The sequence below is a fragment of the Bartonella sp. CL162QHHD genome, assembly GCF_042195435.1.
GTDB lineage: Bacteria > Pseudomonadota > Alphaproteobacteria > Rhizobiales > Rhizobiaceae > Bartonella.
In genome coordinates this window covers 1-20397 of record NZ_JBHIOG010000065.1, presented here as the reverse complement: position 1 = coordinate 20397, position 20397 = coordinate 1, and the positions used below count along the sequence as shown (strand labels likewise).

Annotated in this window: 24 protein-coding genes, 1 tRNA gene and 1 pseudogene; 9 read left to right on the top strand and 17 right to left on the bottom strand. The window is 43.6% G+C overall.

Annotated elements, in window-relative coordinates; genetic code table 11:
- The first annotated feature begins 14 nt into the window (after positions 1 to 14).
- Positions 15 to 620 (top strand): 5-formyltetrahydrofolate cyclo-ligase, encoded by a 606-nt coding sequence (locus ACFILD_RS07590; protein ID WP_375637716.1) that lies wholly within the window; start codon positions 15 to 17, stop codon positions 618 to 620.
- An 18-nt stretch (positions 621 to 638) separates the two neighbouring features.
- The gene (locus ACFILD_RS07585; protein WP_273790841.1) at positions 639 to 1460 is read left to right on the top strand and encodes a TIGR00282 family metallophosphoesterase; all 822 of its coding nucleotides are present in this window, start codon (positions 639 to 641) and stop codon (positions 1458 to 1460) included.
- Between the two features lie 367 nt (positions 1461 to 1827).
- Here ACFILD_RS07585 and ACFILD_RS07580 read toward each other — a convergent pair.
- From ACFILD_RS07580 to ACFILD_RS07565, 4 genes and pseudogenes are all read right to left on the bottom strand, one after another.
- Positions 1828 to 2293: pseudogene (locus ACFILD_RS07580) on the bottom strand (helix-turn-helix domain-containing protein).
- A gap of 171 nt (positions 2294 to 2464) precedes the next feature.
- On the bottom strand, positions 2465 to 2857 hold the full coding sequence (locus ACFILD_RS07575; RefSeq protein ID WP_375664969.1) for a helix-turn-helix domain-containing protein: 393 nt from the start codon (positions 2855 to 2857) through the stop codon (positions 2465 to 2467).
- A gap of 399 nt (positions 2858 to 3256) precedes the next feature.
- Positions 3257 to 4552 (bottom strand): UDP-N-acetylglucosamine 1-carboxyvinyltransferase, encoded by a 1296-nt coding sequence (gene murA, locus ACFILD_RS07570; protein ID WP_273790844.1) that lies wholly within the window; start codon positions 4550 to 4552, stop codon positions 3257 to 3259.
- 159 nt (positions 4553 to 4711) lie between these two features.
- Positions 4712 to 4864, bottom strand: coding sequence for a hypothetical protein (locus tag ACFILD_RS07565; RefSeq protein ID WP_273790845.1), 153 nt, complete (start codon positions 4862 to 4864; stop codon positions 4712 to 4714).
- 176 nt (positions 4865 to 5040) lie between these two features.
- Here ACFILD_RS07565 and ACFILD_RS07560 point away from each other — a divergent pair.
- A tRNA-Thr gene (locus ACFILD_RS07560) sits at positions 5041 to 5115 on the top strand.
- A gap of 2 nt (positions 5116 to 5117) precedes the next feature.
- Here ACFILD_RS07560 and ACFILD_RS07555 read toward each other — a convergent pair.
- The 9 genes from ACFILD_RS07555 to ACFILD_RS07515 form a co-directional block, all read right to left on the bottom strand.
- Entirely contained in the window at positions 5118 to 5279 is a 162-nt protein-coding gene (locus ACFILD_RS07555) for a hypothetical protein (RefSeq protein WP_375664967.1), read from the bottom strand.
- Positions 5269 to 5604, bottom strand: a complete 336-nt coding sequence (locus tag ACFILD_RS07550; RefSeq protein WP_375664965.1) for a hypothetical protein — start codon at positions 5602 to 5604, stop codon at positions 5269 to 5271. Before ACFILD_RS07550 ends, ACFILD_RS07555 begins: the two co-directional genes overlap by 11 nt.
- A 128-nt stretch (positions 5605 to 5732) precedes the next feature.
- Positions 5733 to 5882, bottom strand: a complete 150-nt coding sequence (locus ACFILD_RS07545; protein ID WP_375664963.1) for a hypothetical protein — start codon at positions 5880 to 5882, stop codon at positions 5733 to 5735.
- A gap of 81 nt (positions 5883 to 5963) precedes the next feature.
- Complete coding sequence (locus ACFILD_RS07540; protein ID WP_375664961.1) at positions 5964 to 6104, bottom strand: hypothetical protein; 141 nt, start codon at positions 6102 to 6104, stop codon at positions 5964 to 5966.
- Between the two features lie 165 nt (positions 6105 to 6269).
- Positions 6270 to 7034: a lambda exonuclease family protein gene (locus ACFILD_RS07535; RefSeq protein WP_273790849.1), complete on the bottom strand. Its 765-nt coding sequence runs from the start codon at positions 7032 to 7034 to the stop codon at positions 6270 to 6272.
- 1013 nt (positions 7035 to 8047) lie between these two features.
- Entirely contained in the window at positions 8048 to 8212 is a 165-nt protein-coding gene (locus ACFILD_RS07530) for a hypothetical protein (protein ID WP_375664959.1), read from the bottom strand.
- Between the two features lie 229 nt (positions 8213 to 8441).
- Positions 8442 to 8630: a hypothetical protein gene (locus ACFILD_RS07525; protein ID WP_273790850.1), complete on the bottom strand. Its 189-nt coding sequence runs from the start codon at positions 8628 to 8630 to the stop codon at positions 8442 to 8444.
- Positions 8631 to 8632: 2 nt separating this feature from the next.
- Entirely contained in the window at positions 8633 to 9022 is a 390-nt protein-coding gene (locus ACFILD_RS07520) for a hypothetical protein (RefSeq protein ID WP_273790851.1), read from the bottom strand.
- Between the two features lie 312 nt (positions 9023 to 9334).
- Complete coding sequence (locus tag ACFILD_RS07515; RefSeq protein WP_273790852.1) at positions 9335 to 9652, bottom strand: XRE family transcriptional regulator; 318 nt, start codon at positions 9650 to 9652, stop codon at positions 9335 to 9337.
- Positions 9653 to 10068: 416 nt separating this feature from the next.
- Between ACFILD_RS07515 and ACFILD_RS07510 the strand changes: the two genes are divergently transcribed.
- The 5 genes from ACFILD_RS07510 to ACFILD_RS07490 all read left to right on the top strand — a co-directional run bounded on the left by ACFILD_RS07510 (position 10069) and on the right by ACFILD_RS07490 (position 15069).
- Positions 10069 to 11139, top strand: a complete 1071-nt coding sequence (locus ACFILD_RS07510) for a YdaU family protein (protein WP_375664957.1) — start codon at positions 10069 to 10071, stop codon at positions 11137 to 11139.
- Positions 11136 to 11939, top strand: coding sequence for a hypothetical protein (locus ACFILD_RS07505; RefSeq protein ID WP_375664955.1), 804 nt, complete (start codon positions 11136 to 11138; stop codon positions 11937 to 11939). Before ACFILD_RS07510 ends, ACFILD_RS07505 begins: the two co-directional genes overlap by 4 nt.
- The gene (locus ACFILD_RS07500; RefSeq protein WP_375664953.1) at positions 11936 to 12370 is read left to right on the top strand and encodes a hypothetical protein; all 435 of its coding nucleotides are present in this window, start codon (positions 11936 to 11938) and stop codon (positions 12368 to 12370) included. The genes ACFILD_RS07505 and ACFILD_RS07500 overlap by 4 nt, the downstream gene beginning before the upstream one ends.
- A 114-nt stretch (positions 12371 to 12484) precedes the next feature.
- Positions 12485 to 12760 carry a hypothetical protein gene (locus tag ACFILD_RS07495; RefSeq protein WP_375664983.1) on the top strand — a complete coding sequence of 92 codons (276 nt, stop codon included), beginning with the start codon at positions 12485 to 12487 and terminating at the stop codon, positions 12758 to 12760.
- 101 nt (positions 12761 to 12861) lie between these two features.
- Positions 12862 to 15069: a toprim domain-containing protein gene (locus tag ACFILD_RS07490; RefSeq protein WP_375664951.1), complete on the top strand. Its 2208-nt coding sequence runs from the start codon at positions 12862 to 12864 to the stop codon at positions 15067 to 15069.
- On the opposite strand, the gene ACFILD_RS07485 is transcribed toward ACFILD_RS07490, so the two are convergent.
- The 4 genes from ACFILD_RS07485 to ACFILD_RS07470 form a co-directional block, all read right to left on the bottom strand.
- Positions 15060 to 15632, bottom strand: a complete 573-nt coding sequence (locus tag ACFILD_RS07485; protein WP_375664949.1) for a hypothetical protein — start codon at positions 15630 to 15632, stop codon at positions 15060 to 15062. The genes ACFILD_RS07490 and ACFILD_RS07485 overlap by 10 nt on opposite strands.
- Positions 15611 to 16294: a hypothetical protein gene (locus tag ACFILD_RS07480; RefSeq protein WP_375664947.1), complete on the bottom strand. Its 684-nt coding sequence runs from the start codon at positions 16292 to 16294 to the stop codon at positions 15611 to 15613. The genes ACFILD_RS07485 and ACFILD_RS07480 overlap by 22 nt, the downstream gene beginning before the upstream one ends.
- A gap of 56 nt (positions 16295 to 16350) precedes the next feature.
- Complete coding sequence (locus tag ACFILD_RS07475; protein ID WP_375664945.1) at positions 16351 to 16941, bottom strand: hypothetical protein; 591 nt, start codon at positions 16939 to 16941, stop codon at positions 16351 to 16353.
- 163 nt (positions 16942 to 17104) lie between these two features.
- On the bottom strand, positions 17105 to 17323 hold the full coding sequence (locus tag ACFILD_RS07470) for a hypothetical protein (RefSeq protein WP_375664943.1): 219 nt from the start codon (positions 17321 to 17323) through the stop codon (positions 17105 to 17107).
- A gap of 301 nt (positions 17324 to 17624) precedes the next feature.
- On the opposite strand from ACFILD_RS07470, the gene ACFILD_RS07465 reads away from it, so the two are divergent.
- Positions 17625 to 18194 carry a hypothetical protein gene (locus ACFILD_RS07465; RefSeq protein ID WP_273790862.1) on the top strand — a complete coding sequence of 190 codons (570 nt, stop codon included), beginning with the start codon at positions 17625 to 17627 and terminating at the stop codon, positions 18192 to 18194.
- The last annotated feature ends 2203 nt before the right edge of the window (positions 18195 to 20397 follow it).

The window sequence follows — 20397 nt, the reverse complement described above, 5'->3', positions numbered from 1 at the left end:
CAATTGACGAGACAATGACAAATAATCCCCTCTGTGAATCTGCTTCATCTCTTCGCACACAGCAACGCAAAAGCGGTTTATCGCGTCGTGATGCTCTTTTAACAGAAGAGCGCGCACTCTTTTCGCAGCGTGCTTGTTGCCACTTTATTGAATACCTTGAAAAGAAGGGAACCGATTTTTCACGCCTCATTTTAGCAGGCTATTGGCCCATTAAATCGGAAATTGACCCGCGTCCTTTACTGGATGCTGTAGCATTACGCGGTGGACGTTTAGCCTTACCAGCAGTGCTTGATTCCACCACCATGATTTTCCGTGCATTTTCGCCCAGCACGATTTTAGAGCCCATGCGTTTTGGCACCTTTGGTCCCAGTGCCGACAATGAGGTTGTTGTCCCCAATAATATTATTGTTCCGCTTTCTGCGTTTGATCGTCACTGTCACCGTCTTGGCTATGGAGGAGGATACTATGACCGTGCGGTTGAAGCTCTTGAAAAACAAGGGCATCAAATGACATTATGGGGCATAGGGTTTTCATGTCAGGAGGTTTTCTCTATTCCCGCAGCAGAACATGATCTACAAGTACAAGGAATTTTTACAGAAAAAGGTTTCTTAAAATGTTAAAGTGTGATTAAAGCGCCTATGCGTTTTTTATTTTTAGGTGACATTGTTGGTAGCACAGGCTGTAAAGCTGTTTTTGAACACCTTCCTCAACTGATTGAGAAATGGCAGCTTGATTTTGTTGTGGTAAATGGTGAAAATGCCTCTGGTGGTTTTGGTCTTAAGCAAGAGACATATCAAGATCTTTTGATGACCGGTGTTGATGTTGTCACCACGGGCAATCATGCTTTTTCTCACAAAGAAGCATTGCAGTATGCCCATGAGAGTGATCGTTTTTTACGCCCTGCCAATTTTTCGAAAGAAACTCCCGGAAAAGGTGCTGGTGTTTTTACGGCAAAAAATGGCGCCCGTGTTCTTGTCGCCAATCTGTTGGGCAACGTTTTTATGCCGTGCAAAGTAGAAGATCCATTTGAAACAGCGGAAAATATTCTTCTTGCCTGTTCGTTGATGGAGCAAGCCGATACGATTATTTTTGACTTTCACGCAGAAACGACAAGCGAGAAGCAATGTTTAGGCCATTTTCTGGATGGTCGTGTGAGTGTTATCGTTGGCACACATACGCACATTCCCACGGCTGACGCGCAGATCTTAGAAGGTGGGAGCGCCTATTTAACAGATGCAGGCATGTGTGGAGATTATAACTCCTCTCTTGGAATGGATAAAGAAGAACCCTTACACCGTTTTCTTTATAAGACGAAGCAAGACCGTTTTGAACCGGCGTGTGGTCCCGCCACCCTTTGTGGTTTAGCGGTTGAGATTTCAGATCGCACCGGTTTAGCAGAAAAGGTCTCAGCGGTACGGATTGGTCCTCATTTAAAGCCTGAAGTTCCGGATTTTTGGTAGCTTCTTTTAAAGCCGCCCCTTTGATGATCGCTCTCCACTGTGCGCCCTTTGGATGATTGCTCTCCAAGATTTCCTTTTGAGAACTCTATTTGGCAAGATGATTTTTCAAGCCCTTCCCAAATCCTAAAAACACCCCGCCCTCCAATTTGCCTAATACAGCAACTTTTCTAGCACAAATAAGTCACTCTTTTTAAAAGGATAAAAGATAAAGGATAAAAATTTTCGTGATTTTTAAAATGATGAGAAGGAGGTTTTATTCGGACATTTCTGCGGGGGGGGGAGGAGAAAGGTTAACCCCCTTCTCTAGAAAAAGCTTTATATAATAATTTATTATTTAGCAAGAGCCTCTTTAATTTTTTTTTTGATTCTAACGAAAATTTAATCTTAAAATTGCTTTCTGCTTTTTAGGTTTGAGCTCTCTAAAACTTTTCAAAAGGATATGCTCTTCTTTACTTCCGATTCTTTCATCACAGTAATACAAAGCATTTTCTTTTGTTGAGAGATCAGCGTAAAAAAAGGCAATAGGAACATTGAGAATATCGGCAATTTCTTGTAAACGCCCCGCCCCCTATACGATTAGAGCCTTTTTCATATTTTTGGATTTGTTGAAAAGTCACACCTAACTGACTGCCTAATTGCTTTTGCGACATTCCGATCATTGTTCTTTTAAAGCGAATTTTTCTGCCTATCGAAATGTCGTTAAAGTGTGGATTTTTAGCTTTCACTTCAAGCTCCCCTACCGGTTGCGAGCGCCTCTTATGCGTATTCCGGGAGTCAAAAACACTGAGTTCAGTCAGCTTTTTTGCTTTTAGTGCTAGAGCGCACTTGGACATGGCAAAAACTCCCGGAATCTCGCGATACTTATAAAGCAGGCTAATGTTTCATCTTGGATTTTCAGGCTTTGGGTTCCACCATTCAACCACACTGTACGACGAGAACCCTGGTGCTTGTTCATAAAATAATTTCTGGAGACCAGCAATAAAATTTAAAACAGTGTTTTTATCTCATGAGACAATCAAACACAAAATTGCCTTCTGCTTTTTAGGTTTAAGCTCTCTAAAACTTTTCAAAAGGATATGCTCTTCTTTACTTGAAATCCTTTCATCACAAGGATACAAAGCATTTTCTTTTGTTGAGAGATCAGCGTAAAAAAAAGAAATAGGAACATTGAGAATATCGGCAATTTCTTGTAAACGCCCAGCTCCTATACGATTAGAGCCTTTTTCATATTTTTGGATTTGTTGAAAAGTCACACCTAACTGACTGCCTAATTGCTTTTGCGACATTCCGATCATTGTTCTTTTAAAGCGAATTTTTCTGCCTATCGAAATGTCGTTAAAGTGTGGATTTTTAGCTTTCACTTCAAGCTCCCCTGCCGGTTGCGAGCGCCCTCGCATTGGTATTCCGGGAGTTGAAAGAGCTGAAACTTGACTCAGCCTTTTGCTTTTAGTGCTAGAGAGCACCTGGACATAACAAAAGCTCCCGGAAATCCGGGATATCCATAAAGCTGGATAAATACGTGTCTCAAGTTTAGGGTCTTTCATTCCCTGTTGATCGCTGCGTAGACGACCAAAACATTCTCTTACCAATAAAGTAATTTCATGAAATTAGCAATAAAATTTAAAAACAGTCTTTATTTGTTTGTTTTATGAGCCCCACCCGCCTCTCAAACTTTTATGCCCGCTCGTAAAAGCTCCAAAACCATGAGATAAGCCCCGCGTTTATTGAGAAAATGAACAAAGCTTGCTTCTTGAGATCAAACCCCTTAAAGGCAGACCGAATACCTTCGAAGAGAATTACACTGTGATGCGTTGGATTTTTGCGCCACAACGGACTAATTTTTCCTCCAACCTCTCAAATCCACGATCAAGATGATAGACACGATTGACGATTGTTTCCCCCTTTGCCGCCAACGCTGCAATCACAAGAGAAACAGAAGCACGCAAATCCGTCGCCATAACGGGAGCCCCTTGCAAATTCTCTGTTCCATAGACGGTTGCCGTCTGCCCATCAAGCTTTATCTGTGCTCCTAAGCGATTGAGTTCTTGAACATGCATAAAACGATTTTCGAAAACCGTCTCTGTAATATGCGCGGTTCCTTCAGCCCGTGTCATGAGCGCCATGAATTGGGCTTGGAGATCGGTTGGAAAAGCAGGATAAGGTCCTGTTTTAATATCAACGGGCATAATTTTGGTGTTCTTTGGATTTCGCTTAACATGAATTCCTTGAGGTTCTATTTGAATCTCGAGTCCTGTTTTTTGGAGCACCTTAAGCACTTTTGTGAGATGATTAGGATTTGCATTTTTAAGAAAGACATCTCCTCCTGTCATAGCAACAGCCATTGCATATGTCCCCGCTTCGATTCGATCAGCAATAACGCGTATTTTTGTCCCTTTAAGTTTTTTCACCCCTTCAATTGTAAGCGTTGTTGTTCCTTCACCGGTTATTTGAGCCCCCATAGCATTCAGGGTTCGAATAAGGTTTGTCACTTCTGGCTCACAAGCCGCATTCTCAAGAACGGTTGTTCCCTTTGCCGTTGTCGCCGCCATCAGCAGCACATGGGTTCCCCCAACAGTGACTTTAGGGAAACGATAGTGAGCACCTTTTAAGCCCCTTGGCGCTTTTGCATGAACATATCCATTTTCGATCGAAATCTGTGCGCCTAAAGTTTTGAGTCCTTCAAGGATAAAATCGACAGGTCTTGTTCCAATAGCACATCCTCCAGGAAGCGAAACATAAGCCTCTGCGCATCGTGCAAGCAGAGGTCCGATAACCCAAAAGCTTGCACGCATTTTTTTCACCAGTTCGTATGGCGCCCGTGTTGTGGCTATTTTTTGCGCCGTAAAATGAATTGTTCTTGAATTCACACATTCATCGTTAAACTCTTGTCCATCAACGGCATATCCCACACCATGATTATTGAGAATACGAATAAGCAATTCGACATCGGCCAGATGAGGAATATTTTCTAAAGTAAGCGTTTCTTCTGTCAAAAGCGCCGCAATCATAAGAGGCAAGGCAGCATTTTTTGCTCCTGATATAGGAATTGTTCCTTTAAGTTTTTCTCCCCCAACAATTTGAATAGAATCCATAGTGTTTTCCCTCTTTTCCTTTGTGCCTGCCCTTCCAAAGGATTGTCCCCCTTCGGGAAGTTATGCTTTATTAATCGTTTTAGAACGCATTCTAAATATGAGAACAAATTATTGAGAAGTTTGGTTGCAAAGCTTCACTAAAAAACAGCTTTTTGCATTTTAGAGCTCTGTTTGTGCTCTTTTTCGGCATTGTTCTTTTCGACGTTTCAGGTTTTGACGCAATTGTTGCGCCAATCTTTCTTGACGTCGTTTTGCTTTTTCATCTTGATGATTCATTTCATTTTGTTTTTGTTTTTGATACATTTGTGTCATTGCGCAACCTTTTAAACAGTGTTGAGCTTCTATCCAAGCAACTCATAACCTTAAATATTTAAGCATATAAGAAACATATGTCATGACATAAGATACGTTTTCTTGCAAGAATATACAAATGTTCTCTTGCCTATTTTCTGACAATATGGCACAAGACAGCGCAAAGATTGAAAAGGGCTGCGGTAGCTCAGTGGTAGAGCACTCCCTTGGTAAGGGAGAGGTCGAGAGTTCAATCCTCTCTCGCAGCACCATTTTATTCTTCTTTTGCCTCTCTCTTCTTGCCCCTATAAGCCTTCTCTATAAGCCTCAATTTTTTCCCCCAGCCTCCATTGGCTTCATCACATCCTCCATCCTTTAAACCATGCGCTTCAATGGCGTCAAAATCAATGGCTTCAATGACACGCTTAATCTCCAAAATGCTTTATGAGCGGCTTTTGAAATTGACACACCCCAAAGAATAGCCCCCCTCCCATTGGCTTCCCCCTTTTTTCCCTAAACCACCGGTTGTCCCCAACACGTCCCCCACAGTTCCTCATGCATAGGCTCTTCATGCCCCCCTTCCCATATCGGCTAAAAAAACGCCCCTCAAACGACTCTTTCCCAAAAAACAAAAGCATAACGCGCACCATTGTCACCGCAATGAAAAAGCACTCAAGTCCTTTCATTGCGGCGCTCTCCCCCAGCACGCACCACAAAAGCACCCCAAATCCCCCCGTTTTTGTCCCAATACGTCTAAACAAGCTTTAACGACCTCCCCGCCAAACACCTCCTTCCATTTCCCAACATGCTTTCCGTATCATTCCAAGCTCCCTACTTGCGTGCCGCAAAAACACAAAAACCGGCTCTTTTCCCCCTTGAACGTGCCTTTTTATAGGTTGGAACCTGTCTGTACTGCTGCTTCTCTTCCCCCTAAACCTTCATTTTTATTTTCCAACATGCTTTCCGTGTCACTCCAAGTCACAGGATAACGACCTTGCCCCTCCATTGCCTTATCATCCCCCAATGAACCAGCCGGCAACTTCCCCCTCCCACACACACAAGCGCCCGCAATTTCTCATATATAGGCTCTTTTCTTCATGCCCCCCCTTTCCCATATCGGCTAAGAAAATCCTCGCAAAGCCCCCCTAAGCTTCCCTCCAAGAACGAAAGCATAACGCACACCATTGTCACCGCAATGAAAAAGCACTTGGGCCCTTTCATTGCGGCGCTCTCCCCCAGCACGCACCACAAAAGCTCCCAAAATCCCCCCGTTTTTGTCCCAATACGTCTAAACAAGCTTTAACGACCTCCCCCGTCAAACACCTTCTTCCATTTTCCAGCATGCTTTACGTATCATTCCAAGCTCCCTACTTGCGTGCCGCAAAAACACAAAAACCGGCTCTTTTCTCCCTCTGCTCTTTCCTTTTTATAGAACTTTGCCTCTCCTCAACGCTGCACACGATCCCTTTCTTGCCCGCCTCATTCTTGTTTTGCCCTCCAGCAGACGCTTTGTCTTCATTCCAAGCACCCTTTCTTCCCCCTCCTTCAAAGCAATTTCTGTCCTTAGATGAAAACCTGTCCCAACACTCTTAATTTGCTGTACCATCTTCTCCAAAGCCTCATTAAAACGGCTAATTTCATTTTCAAGCTTGCAAATATACGCTTCATCACGATAAGCCCGTTTAATCAAAGGAGGCATATCCGGCCAATAGAGCATTAAATCCACCCATTCGCGTTGAGAAATCCATAATCCCCCTTGACATTGTGCTTTATGTTCTGCTGGAAAATTCTTTTGCATGAAATGAGGGATCAAAATTTCAGGTTTTTTTGTTTTAATTTCTAATAAGCCATTTTTTCCCACAAAAGCATCGGGGGAAAATCCTTGTCCGCGATCATCAGCCAAAACAAAGCCAATACATTCAGGTTCTGTATGTGTAAGTTCCCCATAAAGTTGTCGTGCGATTGGTTCTAATTCTGTTCCACGTCGCTGAGAAAGCGTTGTTCCTTCCTCAACGGTTTTTCCTGTAATTCTTTCTCCCGCCAATTTCATCATCACACTCTGATAGCGTGAAGTTTTTTGCCCCTGTTTTTTTTGTGCCATAACCATCTCAAACAAAGAAGCTGTAATCAAACCATTACGCACTTTCTGCCATTCTTCTGTTCCTTGAATACAATCGATAATAATTGGCATGACCTTTCTCCCCTTCATCTTTAAAGTGTTTTTTGCAATATATCCTCTTTGAAACATTCATATTTTTAAAGCCTGTGTCCCTCACACGGACTAAAGGCGACAACATCCTTCAATGCATCCTTCAATATTGTGCCGCTGAAAACACAAAAACTGCTGCCCCCCTCAACATCCCCCCTCCGCAATTTCTCATATATAGGCTCTTTTCTTCATGCCCCCCTTTCCCATGTCGGTTAAGAAAACCCCCGCAAAGCTCCTCCTCCCAAGCTCTCCCCCCAAGTCGGGCCCCCCCCAAGAACGAAAGCATAATGCACACCATTGTCACCGCAATGAAAAAGCACTCAAGTCCTTTCATTGCGGCGCTCCCCCAGCACGCACCACAAAAGCTCCCAAAATCCCCCCGTTTGTCCCAATACGTCTAAACAAGCTTTAACGACCTCCCCCGTCAAACACCTTCTTCCATTTTCCAGCATGCTTTACGTATCATTCCAAGCTCCCTACTTGCGTGCCGCAAAAACATAAAAACCGGCTCTTTTCCCCCTTGAACGTGCCTTTTTATAGGTTGTAACCTGTTTGTACTGCTGCTTCTCTTCCCCCTAAGCCTTCATTTTTATTTTCCAGCATGCTTTCCGTGTCACTCCAAGTCACTGAATGACGACCTGCCCCACCATTACCTTATCCCCTCAATGAACCAGCCAGCAACTTCCCCGCCCCACACACAAGCGCCCGCAATTTCTCATATATAGGCTCTTTTCTTCATGCCCCCCTTTCCCATGTCGGCTAAAAAAACCCCCGCAAAGCTCCCCCCTAAGCTCCCCTAAGCTTCCCCTAAGTCCCCCCCTAAGCTTCCCCTAAGTCCCCCCCTAAGCTTCCCCTAAGCTTCCCCTAAGTCCCCCCCTAAGCTTCCCCTAAGCTTCCCCTAAGTCCCCCCCTAAGCTTCCCCTAAGCTTCCCTTCCAAGAACGAAAGCATAACGCACACCATTGTCACCGCAATGAAAAAGCACTTGGGGCCCTTTCATTGCGGCGCTCCCCCAGCACGCACCACAAAAAACTCCCAGCCCCCCGTTTGTCCCAATACGTCTAAACAAGCTTTAACGACCTGCCCCACCATTGCCTTATCCCCCCAATGAACCAGCCAGCAACTTCCCCCCCCCACACACAAGCGCCCGCAATTTCTCATATATAGGCTCTTTTTTTCATGCCCCCCTTTCCCATGTCGGCTAAAAAAACCCCCGCAAAGCTCCCCCCTAAGCTTCCCTAAGCTCCCCAAAGCCCCCTAAGCTTCCCCTAAGCTTCCCCTAAGCTTCCCCTAAGCTTCCCTTCCAAGAACGAAAGCATAACGCACACCATTATCACCGCAATGAAAAAGCACTTGGACCCTTTCATTGCGGCTTCCTTTTTCAACCCTGCTATTGCACGACGGAAAAATCATGGCGGCAATATTCTTCCTCCAATTTTTTTGCCATAGACTGAGCCACCTCTTGCGATATAAAAAGTATAGCGTTGTGTTTTTGTGGTTCGAGTCTGATTAAATTTCGCATATTTCCAGCATAATAAAGTGGAATCCCTTGATAAGAAGTCTTGAGATAACTTGGCATGTTTACCACCAATAATCTGTCAAGACATCACATGGGCGTAAACGATGCTGTTTTTCATAAGAGCCATAGAGATTATCTTCATAATCGCAAGCCGCTCTTTCATTTAAACAAGCATGATAAGCTTCACTATTCAAAATGAAGGGCTGCAATTGTGTATTTTCTTCATTCATTTCATGATTTTCGACATAAAAATCAGCGATTTGTTCCGTAACATCTTCAGCATGAGAAGTTGTCAGATCGAGTCGTAAAACTCTATAAACAGTTTCACATTCTTCAATCAGTTCGAGCACTTCTTCGATTTCGTCGATTGGTCCTTCATAAGTACAAGGATTTTCCTCTTCGCATAAAACGATAATGATTTCATCCTCTTTAACGAATGAAATATTTTTCATGATTTCCCCCTTTAGATAGTTGATAAAGCATAGCCTTGTCTTGACAAGACTAAATATAGCGTTAGTCTTATCTCCTCTATAGGAGAGATGTCAACCATTTTATCCTTCATAAAAGATATATTTTAAATATCTACGGGGTTCAAATGACATATGTAAATAAAAATCTATTATTCTTTGTTCCTCTCATGCCCCTTTGTTGTTCTCTATTTGTTCTTACAAAATTGCAATTATAAACACACAGGAGAGATAAAATGAGTGACATAATATTAATAAAATACTGGAGTCGCCTTGATTCAAAAGCACAGAAGGAAGTTATTTTGAAGCTTCGTCAATTGGCCGCCGCAAAAGAGTCAAAATCGCCTGTCTCTCTTGCGGAGAGAGTTTCGAAATAAGCTCTATAAATTCTTTATCTTCAGGGCTAGCCCCTTTACCATAAAGAATATAATTCATACTGATATTAATTTCGTGACAAATTCGCGAGAGAGATTCGATTGTTGGTTCTTTTCCTTCAGAAAGAATAGAATGAAGGTACCCCGCGCCTTTACCGGCAGCGAGGGAGATAGATCTTTTTGACCGCCCACTTTTTTCCAAAGCGATTCTTAATCTTTGACGCCAACCATCGATATTCATAATTTCACCATATAGCGCGTCTTTTTAAAAAAACACGTCCTTTTTATAAAACGAGCTTGCATTATCCTCTAAAAAGGATAAAATTAAGGAAACAAATTTTACTTTTTCGGGGGAAATTTTTTTATTTTTGGATCATAAAAACACTTTAACCACCCTACAGGATATAAAAGACCACTCTCCAAAGCTTCTGCCCAAAAGCAAGTACGTTGAGAATGTGTGGTATTCTTTATTTTTTCCATCACCGCAATCTTAAATCGTAAGTTTGCATGCTCTTCAAGCACAGCCAATCATTTATAAGCGTCGTAAAGAAGCCTCTAGTCATCATCGAACAGAGCCAAAAGCAACACAAGTTAAATCCTTATTTGAGCTTTTATCATCAATAAAAATGTATAAAAAAGAAGAAAGTAGATTGCAGTATGAAACACGCTAATCAACAAGAAACTCCTCATTATGAATCGTCTAGGCTTCCATATGTTTGTTGGTATCAAAATGACTTTCTAGGAGGTGTACGTGGGATGCGCGCACACGAAATTGGAATCTATACGATTCTTCTCAATGAAATGTATGCCCGTGGACGACCTTTAGAAATATCGAAAGAACGTTTAGCGCGTCTTTGTGGTTGTGACAAGCGAACTTTTGTTAATGTTTTAGAAATGCTCATCCAAGAGGGTAAGATTTTAAATTTAGCCAATGGATTATGGAACAAGCGTTGCGAAAATATTTTTCAAGAGCGTGAAAAATTGCTTGAACAAAAATCCTTTGCGGGTCGTTCTTCGGCAAAAAAACGCAAAAAAATCAATGCAGAGATGCAACAACTGCTTAACGAAAGTCCAAAAGATGCTGCACAAAGCTCAGAAGCTCAAAAGGCAGAAGAAAAGGAAACACCTTACGGTGTTTTAGAAAAGAAAATTTTGTTTGATGAGACAGAACCTTGTTTTTCCTTCGAAGAGAACTTTGAACAAAGCGATCATCCATCCTCCTCATCGGCTCTTGATTCACCTCTCTCTTCCCCTCCACAAGAAGAAGCGGAGCAAAAAAACGCCCCCTCTTTAAACGCTCCCCAAGCCGAGTTTACCTCCGCCCCTATCGCGCAAATTGTCACGGGGGAAAAAACAAAATCCGCCACCACTCTTCCCCCCAGCAATCTTTCTGCCTCCATCCCGCTTTGCACCAACAAAAAAACCACTTCCTCAGTTGCCAAAGGGCACCGTCTTCCTGAGCATTGGCAAGCAGACATCAAGGCGGCAGTTTCAGAAGGTTTGAGTGAAAGCCAAGCCCATTGGCAAGAAAAGAAGTTTCGCGACTATTGGCAAGCCAAGAGCGGCAAAGAAGCTCTCAAAGTAGACTGGCAAGCCACATGGCGCAACTGGTTTCGCCGTGAGATCGAACGGCAAGAACAGCAAAAACAGGGAAGCTCCTCATCTTTCATCTCTGAGAACAACGACACCCTTTACCGCAGTTTGATCAACTATAATGACAATTTTTGACATCACAAAAACAACGTATTTTTCAAGCACGCGCGGGGATAAAAATGTTTCAAAACCACAACAGCATCGGACAAAATAACACAGAACAAAACAAAGGGCGGCAAAACAACACTTGGATAGGCGATTCACACAGCAAAACGCGTCAACATCGACCATTTTGCTCTCATCACAAAAGCCGTTTTCCCCACACAAGGACATCCACAGGCACCCCAACACAAGACACTCCAGCATGCACCACACCCTCACAGGCATCCGCCCCGCCCTTCTTGCATCCTTCCTCCTTTCCGCCTTCCTCCTTTCCTCAAGGCGCCACTTCCCATGCTCTTGGCAAACAAACACCAACACAGCCATTTCAGAAAAACTCAATGAAAAGCAAACTCTTTGGCAACAAACCCACCCCCTCCACACAGACACCCCAACACATGCCACCCCAACAGGACTCCAACATGCACCACACCCTCAAAACAGGCATATCCACCCCGCCCTTCTTGCATCCTTCCTTCTTTCCGCCTTCCTCCTTTTCTCAAGGCGCCACTTCCCATGCTCTTGGCAAACAAACACCAACACAGCCATTTCAGAAAAACTCAATGAAAAGCAAACTCTTTGGCAACAAACCCACCCCCTCCACACATACACCCCAACAGGACCCAAGCATGCACCACACCCTCAAAACAGGCATACCCACCCCGCCCTTCTTGCATCCCCTTCCTTCTTTCCGCCTTCCTCCTTTTCTCAAGGCGCCACTTCCCATGCTCTTGGCAAACAAACACCAACACAGCCATTTCAGAAAAACTCAATGAAAAGCAAACTCTTTGGCAACAAACCCACCCCCTCCACACAGACACCCCAACACATGCCACCCCAACAGGACTCCAACATGCACCACACCCTCAAAACAGGCATATCCACCCCGCCCTTCTTGCATCCTTCCTTCTTTCCGCCTTCCTCCTTTTCTCAAGGCGCCACTTCCCATGCTCTTGGCAAACAAACACCAACAGAGCCATTTCAGAAAAACTCAATGAAAAGCAAACTCTTTGGCAACAAACCCACCCCCTCCACACATACACCCCAACAGGACCCAAGCATGCACCACACCCTCAAAACAGGCATACCCACCCCGCCCTTCTTGCATCCCCTTCCTTCTTTCCGCCTTCCTCCTTTTCTCAAGGCGCCACTTCCCATGCTCTTGGCAAACAAACGCCAACACAGCCATTTCAGAAAAACTCAATGAAAAGCAAACTCTTTGGCAACAAACCCACCCCTTCCACACAAGGACACCCCCCTCCACACAGGCACCCCAACACATGCCCCAACAGGGACACTCTAACATGCACCACCCCAACACATGCCCCAACAGGACACTCCAGCATGCACCACACCCTCACAGGCATCCGCCCCACCCTTCTTGCATCCTTCCTTCTTTCACCCCCTTCCTCCTTTCCGCGTTCCTCCTTTTTCTCAAGGCACCACTTCCCATGCTCTTGGCAAGAAGACATCAACACAGCCATTTCAAAAAGGTTTGAGTGAGAGTCAAGCCCTTTGGCAAGCCAAGAGGTTTCGCGACTATTGGCAAGAAAAGAGCGGCAAAGAAGCTCTCAAAGTAAACTGGCAAGCCCCATAGCACCACGGGACTTTACGATCAGATCAAATGGTGAGAACAGCAAAAACAGAATTCTCACCTCCCACATCTTGAGAAAAACGACAATAATATCACGAATGACCATGAGCACAATTTTTGAAATCAAACAAAAACTTATCTCACAAGCCGATAAAATAGTAGAAATGCTTCTTCCCCAAGGGCACAAACGAGGCAACAATTGGATTGTAGGCAACACACGTGGTGAAGCTGGTCAAAGTTTATCGATTTGCTTAAGTGGTAGTAAAGCAGGACTTTGGTATGATTTTGCAGAAAGCACAGGAGGAGATCTTTTAGACCTTTGGTGTGAAGTCAAAGGCATTAGCCTCTCTCAAGCCTTAGAAGAAGCACGCGCGACTCTCAATCTGACACGCCCCAAACCCTTTATGGCGCCTCATCGTTCCTATCGCCGTCCACCGGTTCCTAAAGGGCAGAGCCCGCAGAATCTTGTAAAAACCTATCTCCATGAAGAACGCCGCATTCCTCTAGAGATTATAAAGCGTTACCGCATAGGAGAAAATGGCGAAAAAATCATTTTCCCCTTTTATAAACCCGACGGCACCCTTGCTTTAGTCAAAGAACGGCTTGCGCAAACGGGAGCAAAAACCAAACCAACAGCCTCCCAATGTGAACCGATTTTATTTGGTTGGCAAGCCCTTTACCCCACAAACCACCCCTCCACGCACACATCCCAGCAGGCAACCCAGCACACATCCCAGCAGGCATTCCAAAACACCGCCCAGCAGGTACCCTCAACCAACCCCACCTCCACACAGGCACCCCAAAACACCGCCTCAACCAACCTCACCTCTACACAGGCATCCCCGCACACATTCCAACAGGTACCCTCAATCAACCCCACCTCCACGCAGGCGCCCCAAAACACCGCCACAACCAACCCCACCTCCACACAGGCACCCCCGCACACATCCCAGCAGGCGACCCAGCACACACCTCAGCAAGCATTCCAACACACACCTCAGCAGGTACCCTCAACCAACCTCACCTCCACACAGGCGCCCCAAAACACCGCCCAGCAGGCACCCACGCACGCGCCCCAACAGGCGCCATTCCCCAATTTTTCTTCAACAAACCGTACCATTGTTATCACTGAAGGAGAAATTGATGCGCTATCCTTAGCCGCCTATGGATATCCGGCGGTTTCTGTTCCCTTTGGAGGAGGCAGTGGAGGAAAACACAACTGGATTGAAAATGAATTTGATCATTTAGAATCTTTTGAAACGATTTTTTTAGCCACCGATATGGATCCGCCCGGAGAAGAAGCAGCCCGTGAGATTGCCAGCAGGCTTGGACGCCACCGTTGCTACCGTGTCCGTTTACCCCTTAAAGATGCCAATGACTGTTTAACCGCAGGGATCGATAAAGCCACCATAAAAGCTGCCTTTTCCTCAGCACAAAGCTTTGCCCCAGAAGGTTTACGGCGCGCCTCAGACTATAAAGATCAAGTGATTGGGCTTTTTTGGCCAGAGCCTGAAAAACATCTTGGTTATACGGTTCCCTATCCTAAACTGAAGGACAAATTGCATTTCCGCCCAGCAGAATTAACGCTCTGGAGTGGTGCGAGTGGTACAGGTAAAAGCCAATTATTATCAGATTGTATTCCCCATTGGATTGCACAAAAGAGTCGCCTTTGCTTAGCGTCTCTAGAAATGAAAGGAGAACAATCACTTCGCCGTTTAACCAAACAAACGGGCGGCTTAGAACAGCCTACAAAAGAAACGATTGAACGGATTCTTCATTTTTTAGACGAAGGGCTTATTCTTTATGAGCATGTTGGCAAATCGAGCGTAGATACCTTGCTTGAAGTCTTTGACTATTGCCGTGCGCGCTATGGCTGCGATCAATTTATCATCGACAGTTTGATGCGGCTTGGCATTGCCTCAGATGATTATGCAAGACAAGAACAAGCGGTTTATAAAATGGTTGATTGGGCTGTTTTAAACAATGTGCATATTCACCTTGTCGCCCATGCCCGCAAAGGCGGTCTGGATAAAGATATCCCCAGCACAGAAGACATTAAAGGCGCCTCAGAAATTGGTGCCAATGCCTTTAACATCATCACCATTTGGCGCAATCGGTCGTTGGAAGATAAAATCTTTGCCGCCTCTCTAGCACAAGAAAAAGCAGATTTAGCAAAACGCCCAGGCGTTATTATGAATATTGCCAAACAACGTTCTGGTGATTTTGAAGGCAAAATAGGGCTTTGGTTTGATCCCCAAACCTACCGCTATCGCTGTTCTTTTGAACAATCATTCCCTCGACGTTATCTGTAATACCCCATAAACCCCACTCTCTTAAAAAACGCCACCGCCTTCACACGCGCACGCCTTGCTCCCACAGAAACAACAGGAAGGATCAATCCACAAATAATGAAAAACACCCAATCCTTCGCAAACCAAAGCCAGCTCAACCCCATATACTCTGCTCCCAAAGGCAAACAAAAAAAGATCGCTCCAGCAATGGCGCAAAACACCAACCCCTTCAATAACCACAAACAACGCGTCACCACTCCATTTTGCCGCCCTCTCATATGCAAAATCAAGAACCACTCCAACAGTACAGCAAACACGATCCCCATCAAGGACAGGAGTCCCCACGGTATGTCCATACTCTCCATCCCCAAAAGAGCTAAAAAAAGGACGACTCCTAAAATGCCGTAAAACAGCACTTCCTTCAAAAAGAGGGAAACACCAAAAATACAATAAAACGCCGCCCGCCACCACGGAATATCGAAGCGCTTGGAAAGCCTATAAGTACCAATAACGACAACAATAAAAAGGTAGGAAAACACCAACAACAGCAAAAAAACACCAGCTACCTCAAAAACCAAGCCCATAGAACACGCGCACACCTTGCTCCCTCACAAACAAAAGGAAGGGTAAATCCAAAAATGAATAAAAACACCCAATCCTTCGAGAACCAAAGCCAGCTCAACCCTAGATTCTCTGCTCCCAGACGGGTAAAACAAAGGAGAGTACCCAAAATGCAGGAAAACAGCACAAAATTCAAAGCACGCAACGACCTCTGTAATACCGTATCACCTTGCTCGCGTATAAAGAACCCCAAGAGCACTTTCAACAATACAGACAAGAGCAAAACCTTTAAGAATACCGCCCTTATGCTATCCATATCTCTGACACCCACAGCAGCAAACCACAGGATAAAGCCCATCATGCAACAAAACATAACCGCCTTTAAGAACACTTGCCAAGCAACAGGCATGCTCTTGACGCCCAGATGCACCAAACCAAGGACAGTTGCAAAAATGCAAGAAAACACCGCCCCCTTCAAGAGCAGCTCCCCGTCAACAGCGCGCCTGCCCACGCCCACATAAATAAAACCAAGGTAGGTGGCAACAACGCCATAAAGCACCACCCATCTCCAAAACATCCACCCTGTAACAGAGCGACGCTTTGCTCCCTTATAAATAAAAATCAAGGCCAGAGCAAAAAAGCAGAAAACCCCCAACAACTGCAAAAACATCACATCGTTCGACATCAAATACCCCTCACAGAAAGAACATCAAAGACCACGCCCGTGGGGAAGAGAAATGCTCATTTTTTTAAGCCCCCCAACAGTACACGCACACACCGTACCCCCTCCAAAGCAAAAAAAGGAACAAGTCCAATAGTGCCCAGAAACACCCCATTGTTAAAGATCAAAAACCAGTGAACCCCCATATGCTTAGCGCCGTTATACGCCAATCCAACAACAGCTCCAACAACGCAGCAAAACACCAGAAACCTCAAAAAAGACACCCCACGTGATATCCCCTTACCCCGCACCCTCATAAGCAAAACCAAGGACAGGTCCAGCAATGCAACAAACACCGCTCCTATCACTAAAAATTCCCACGATATATCAAAACGCTTCACTCCCTTATAAGCAAAGCCAAGAACCACTACAGCAATGGCGCAAAACACCACAGCCTTGAAAAACACGCCCCACGATACAGTCTTACGGTCTGCTCCCACAACAATAAAACAAAGGGTCGCTCCAGCAATGCAAGAAATCTCCACCCCCTGCCAAAACACCTCCCACGTCATAACCGGTCGCCCCGCATCCTCATAAGCAAAACCAAGGACCAAGCCAATAACGCAGAAAAACGCCAGCCCCTTCAAAAACATGTCCCGCGCAACCACCATACGCCCCGCTCCTTTATTAAGTAAAAATCAGAGACCATGCCAAAAATGCAGCAAAAGATCAATCCTTTGCAAAGAATGAAAGCCTAAACCCAAAACGCTTTGCCCCTAGACAAATAAGCCCAAGGATAAGACCAAAGACAACGCCAAAAAGAATGTAAAAGACCTAACTGTTTGAAAACCACACCTGAGCCAAACCAAAATGCTCAGCTTGCGCATAAACAAACTTAGAGGTCACGCCAACAAAGAATGCAAGCACCCCACTCTTAAAAAAGTCCTTCCTTGTAACCCCGAAAAACCTCATTGCCGCATAAATAGAAACAAAGACAAGAGCAACAAAGCAGAAAAATACCAACCACGGCAAAAAAACCAAATCGTTCGACATCAATATCCCCCACAGCAGTAAAATTAAAGGTAACGCCCATCATGCAAAAAAATGCCAATCCTTTCAAGAAGCAAATCCACGCGAGACAATACACTTTTCTCCCATACAGCCTCCCCTATAAACCCCTCTCCTATAAAACAATGACAACACCCACAGAAAGCGACCCCTCACCCTTTTTTTGAAACTTCCCCTCACGCAAAAAGCAGACATAAAAACGTATCCCTCAACAAGCATACAACAGCACAATCCCGTTTCTTTGCATAAACATAAAGAAGCAAACGATAATTTTTAAGGAGATGCTATGACCCATAAGCAGAAAAAAAATATGCAAACCTGCCCGCTTGATCATCAAAATCAAGAAAAGCACATTGGTCATTTAAAGACGCAAGAAATCCCTGTTGAAACGCGTAATCCTTATTTTAAACCCAATCATCGAGAAAGTTCCAGCAACCCGCGCACCATCAATGCCATTGCCAATGCACAAAGCCATCCCATTGCACTTTTATATGCAAAAGGACATCTCAGCAAAGCCCAATATAAAGCGGCAGAACGTTTTTATTTTTACTGGCGTCAAAGCCAAGCCGATCTCCACATGAGCCTTGACTACACCCGTGAAAAGGTTTCCTGTAGCCAAGGGTACATACACCCCATTGAACGTCAAATAGAAGCCTCCAATCATTTAAGAACAATCAAAGTTCAACTGGGTATTCTTGGCTATTCACTGCTTGAACGCGTTATCGGCCATGGACAAGCGATAAAAGAATTAAGTTCTTCAAAACGCAAACAAAACTCCCTTGCCGATCATTTACGAGATTGTTTAGACTTGCTCGCATTTCATTGGGGATATGCAAACCATAAACATTTTGAATAATCCCCCTCCTCGCCATTTTAAGCGGCCTCCCATGTTGCCCCCGCCCCCTCTAAAGAAACCTCCCCCACACGGGGTCAAGCATTGAGCAGCTCTCGCCCCCATTTTCATTACCTTGCCCCCCACACCCAAAAGGACAATACTTCACCCCCCACACATACTGAAGATACACCCCACACTCTTAAAAACAAAAAGCCTTCCCCATATCAGTCCTATAATCATGAGGGGCTCTTAATTCGTTTTTGATTGAAGAATATTATCAAGATGCTTGCATGCATCATAATATTTTTAAATATAGTTTAATTAATATCGAGTCTTAAAACAAATATTCAATTGAAAAAAGTATTAAGTTTTAATGCAAAATGACAAAATTTTTTGTAAAAAGTATTTTTTATATTGCTATTTTTTCAATTCTCTGCTAATTATAATGTGGTAGGTTCTTTAAGTATGATTTTTTGTATTTAGTACGGCCTTTTGAATTTATTCTTTTTTGACACGTCCTGCGAGTCAATGTTAAAATTCTCCTGCTCTTTGGTCCTCTAATTGCGACGGAGGACTTTTTTTTATAACTGTACTTTTTTATGACTGTATTGTCTTAAATCACTTCCTTATGAGCTTTGTTATATTCCTCCATAAGGTCTACCCGCAAAATAGATCATTCTTTTGTCAAATTGACTTGCGTTTCATTCTCAAAGAACAAAGATTCTTAACTCAATCTGATTTACAAACAGCTTGGATACACTTCTCTCTTGGTTTCCATTTCCTCTTGGTTTCCATTCACTCTTGGCTTCCATTCAGGGATTTTCAGCTAAACTCAAGGCGCAACAGGAGCTTGCTCTGTCTTAAAGATTCACCACGCCCTTAAAAAAACACTTAAAACATATCCAAAGAAGCCTGCTTCATATCACCAAACTTCAAATGACAGTGTTTTACGACATAACAGAATGACTTAACTACTGGATAACTTTCTTTATCACATAGTCCACCAACAGGTTGATGTATCACGATAATACTTTGATTTATAATAATAATTTCCAGTTATCCATATAAAATTAAGAGACCCGGATATCATAGGGATTCTCTCATTTTAAATTTATTTCATGTTGCATCAATCAACACCTTGTCTTTTCCACATTACAAACATGAGAGACATATGAAATAAAACACTAGCAAGATAAAGAATCAAAATGCCTCTTATGAACACGCTCAAGAGCCAAAGGCTGTCATCACATGAGGCGCGAATAGTATGATAGTGCAGGCTTTCCCCTTATGAGATTTTAAAGAAGGGCTTATCCACTTCGCAAGAGATTTCTCCATTATCCCATTCATCAACATCCCCATTCATCAACATCCCCATTCATCAACATCCCCATTCATCAACATCCCCATTCATCAACATCATTGTGATGATAAGACAACATAATGTTTTTTAAACAAGTACGTAAATGTGCAACACAAATATATTCTATTTAGAACATTCTGTTTTACGTGATTCGCGTAAAACCCCATTAAAAACAAAATCTCTATGAGAAAAAATCTAAAGCGTGAGGATAAAAACATGAAGCAAGCGTGATTCCATTCAGCTATTGCTCTTTAACCGTCAAACCAAATAAAAATAGATCCGGCCAAATAAAAATAGATCCAGAAAGTATGTTAATCTTCCTACCTTAAGAGATAAGCTAAGAATATAGACAACATCTCTCCTAACATTCCCCTTTTTCTAGCATCGCGTAAGAATCAAAAGTTATACAGCTTATTTTGTCATATTATAAAGCACTGTTTTTTTTAAGGCGGTATTGAAGCAGTTAAAACAATTGAAGTGTTTAGCCAACGCCATTAGCAAAGCTAAAAAAAACAAACTGTTGAAAAGCCGTGCATATCTTGTGTAAACACAAAAAAAACAAGAAAAAGGCACAAAAATATCTTAATTTTTATAAAAATGCTCAGCGTCTTTTACGATTGTATTGACGAACAACCCTTATCACATAATCATCTTAAATATTGAGAATAAAGAATGAATAGCCCTCGCAAATACAGCAACCTATCAATAAAAATATAAAAACAAATCTTTTGGTTATCTCTGTTTCTTATGGAATATGCCTTTCCCTATGGATGCACTTTAGCCTCCAAAGAGTGCGTTCAATCCATGAGAGGATGCACTCTAGCCCTCAAAAAGAGTGCATCCTTCCCCTCAACGGAAACTGCC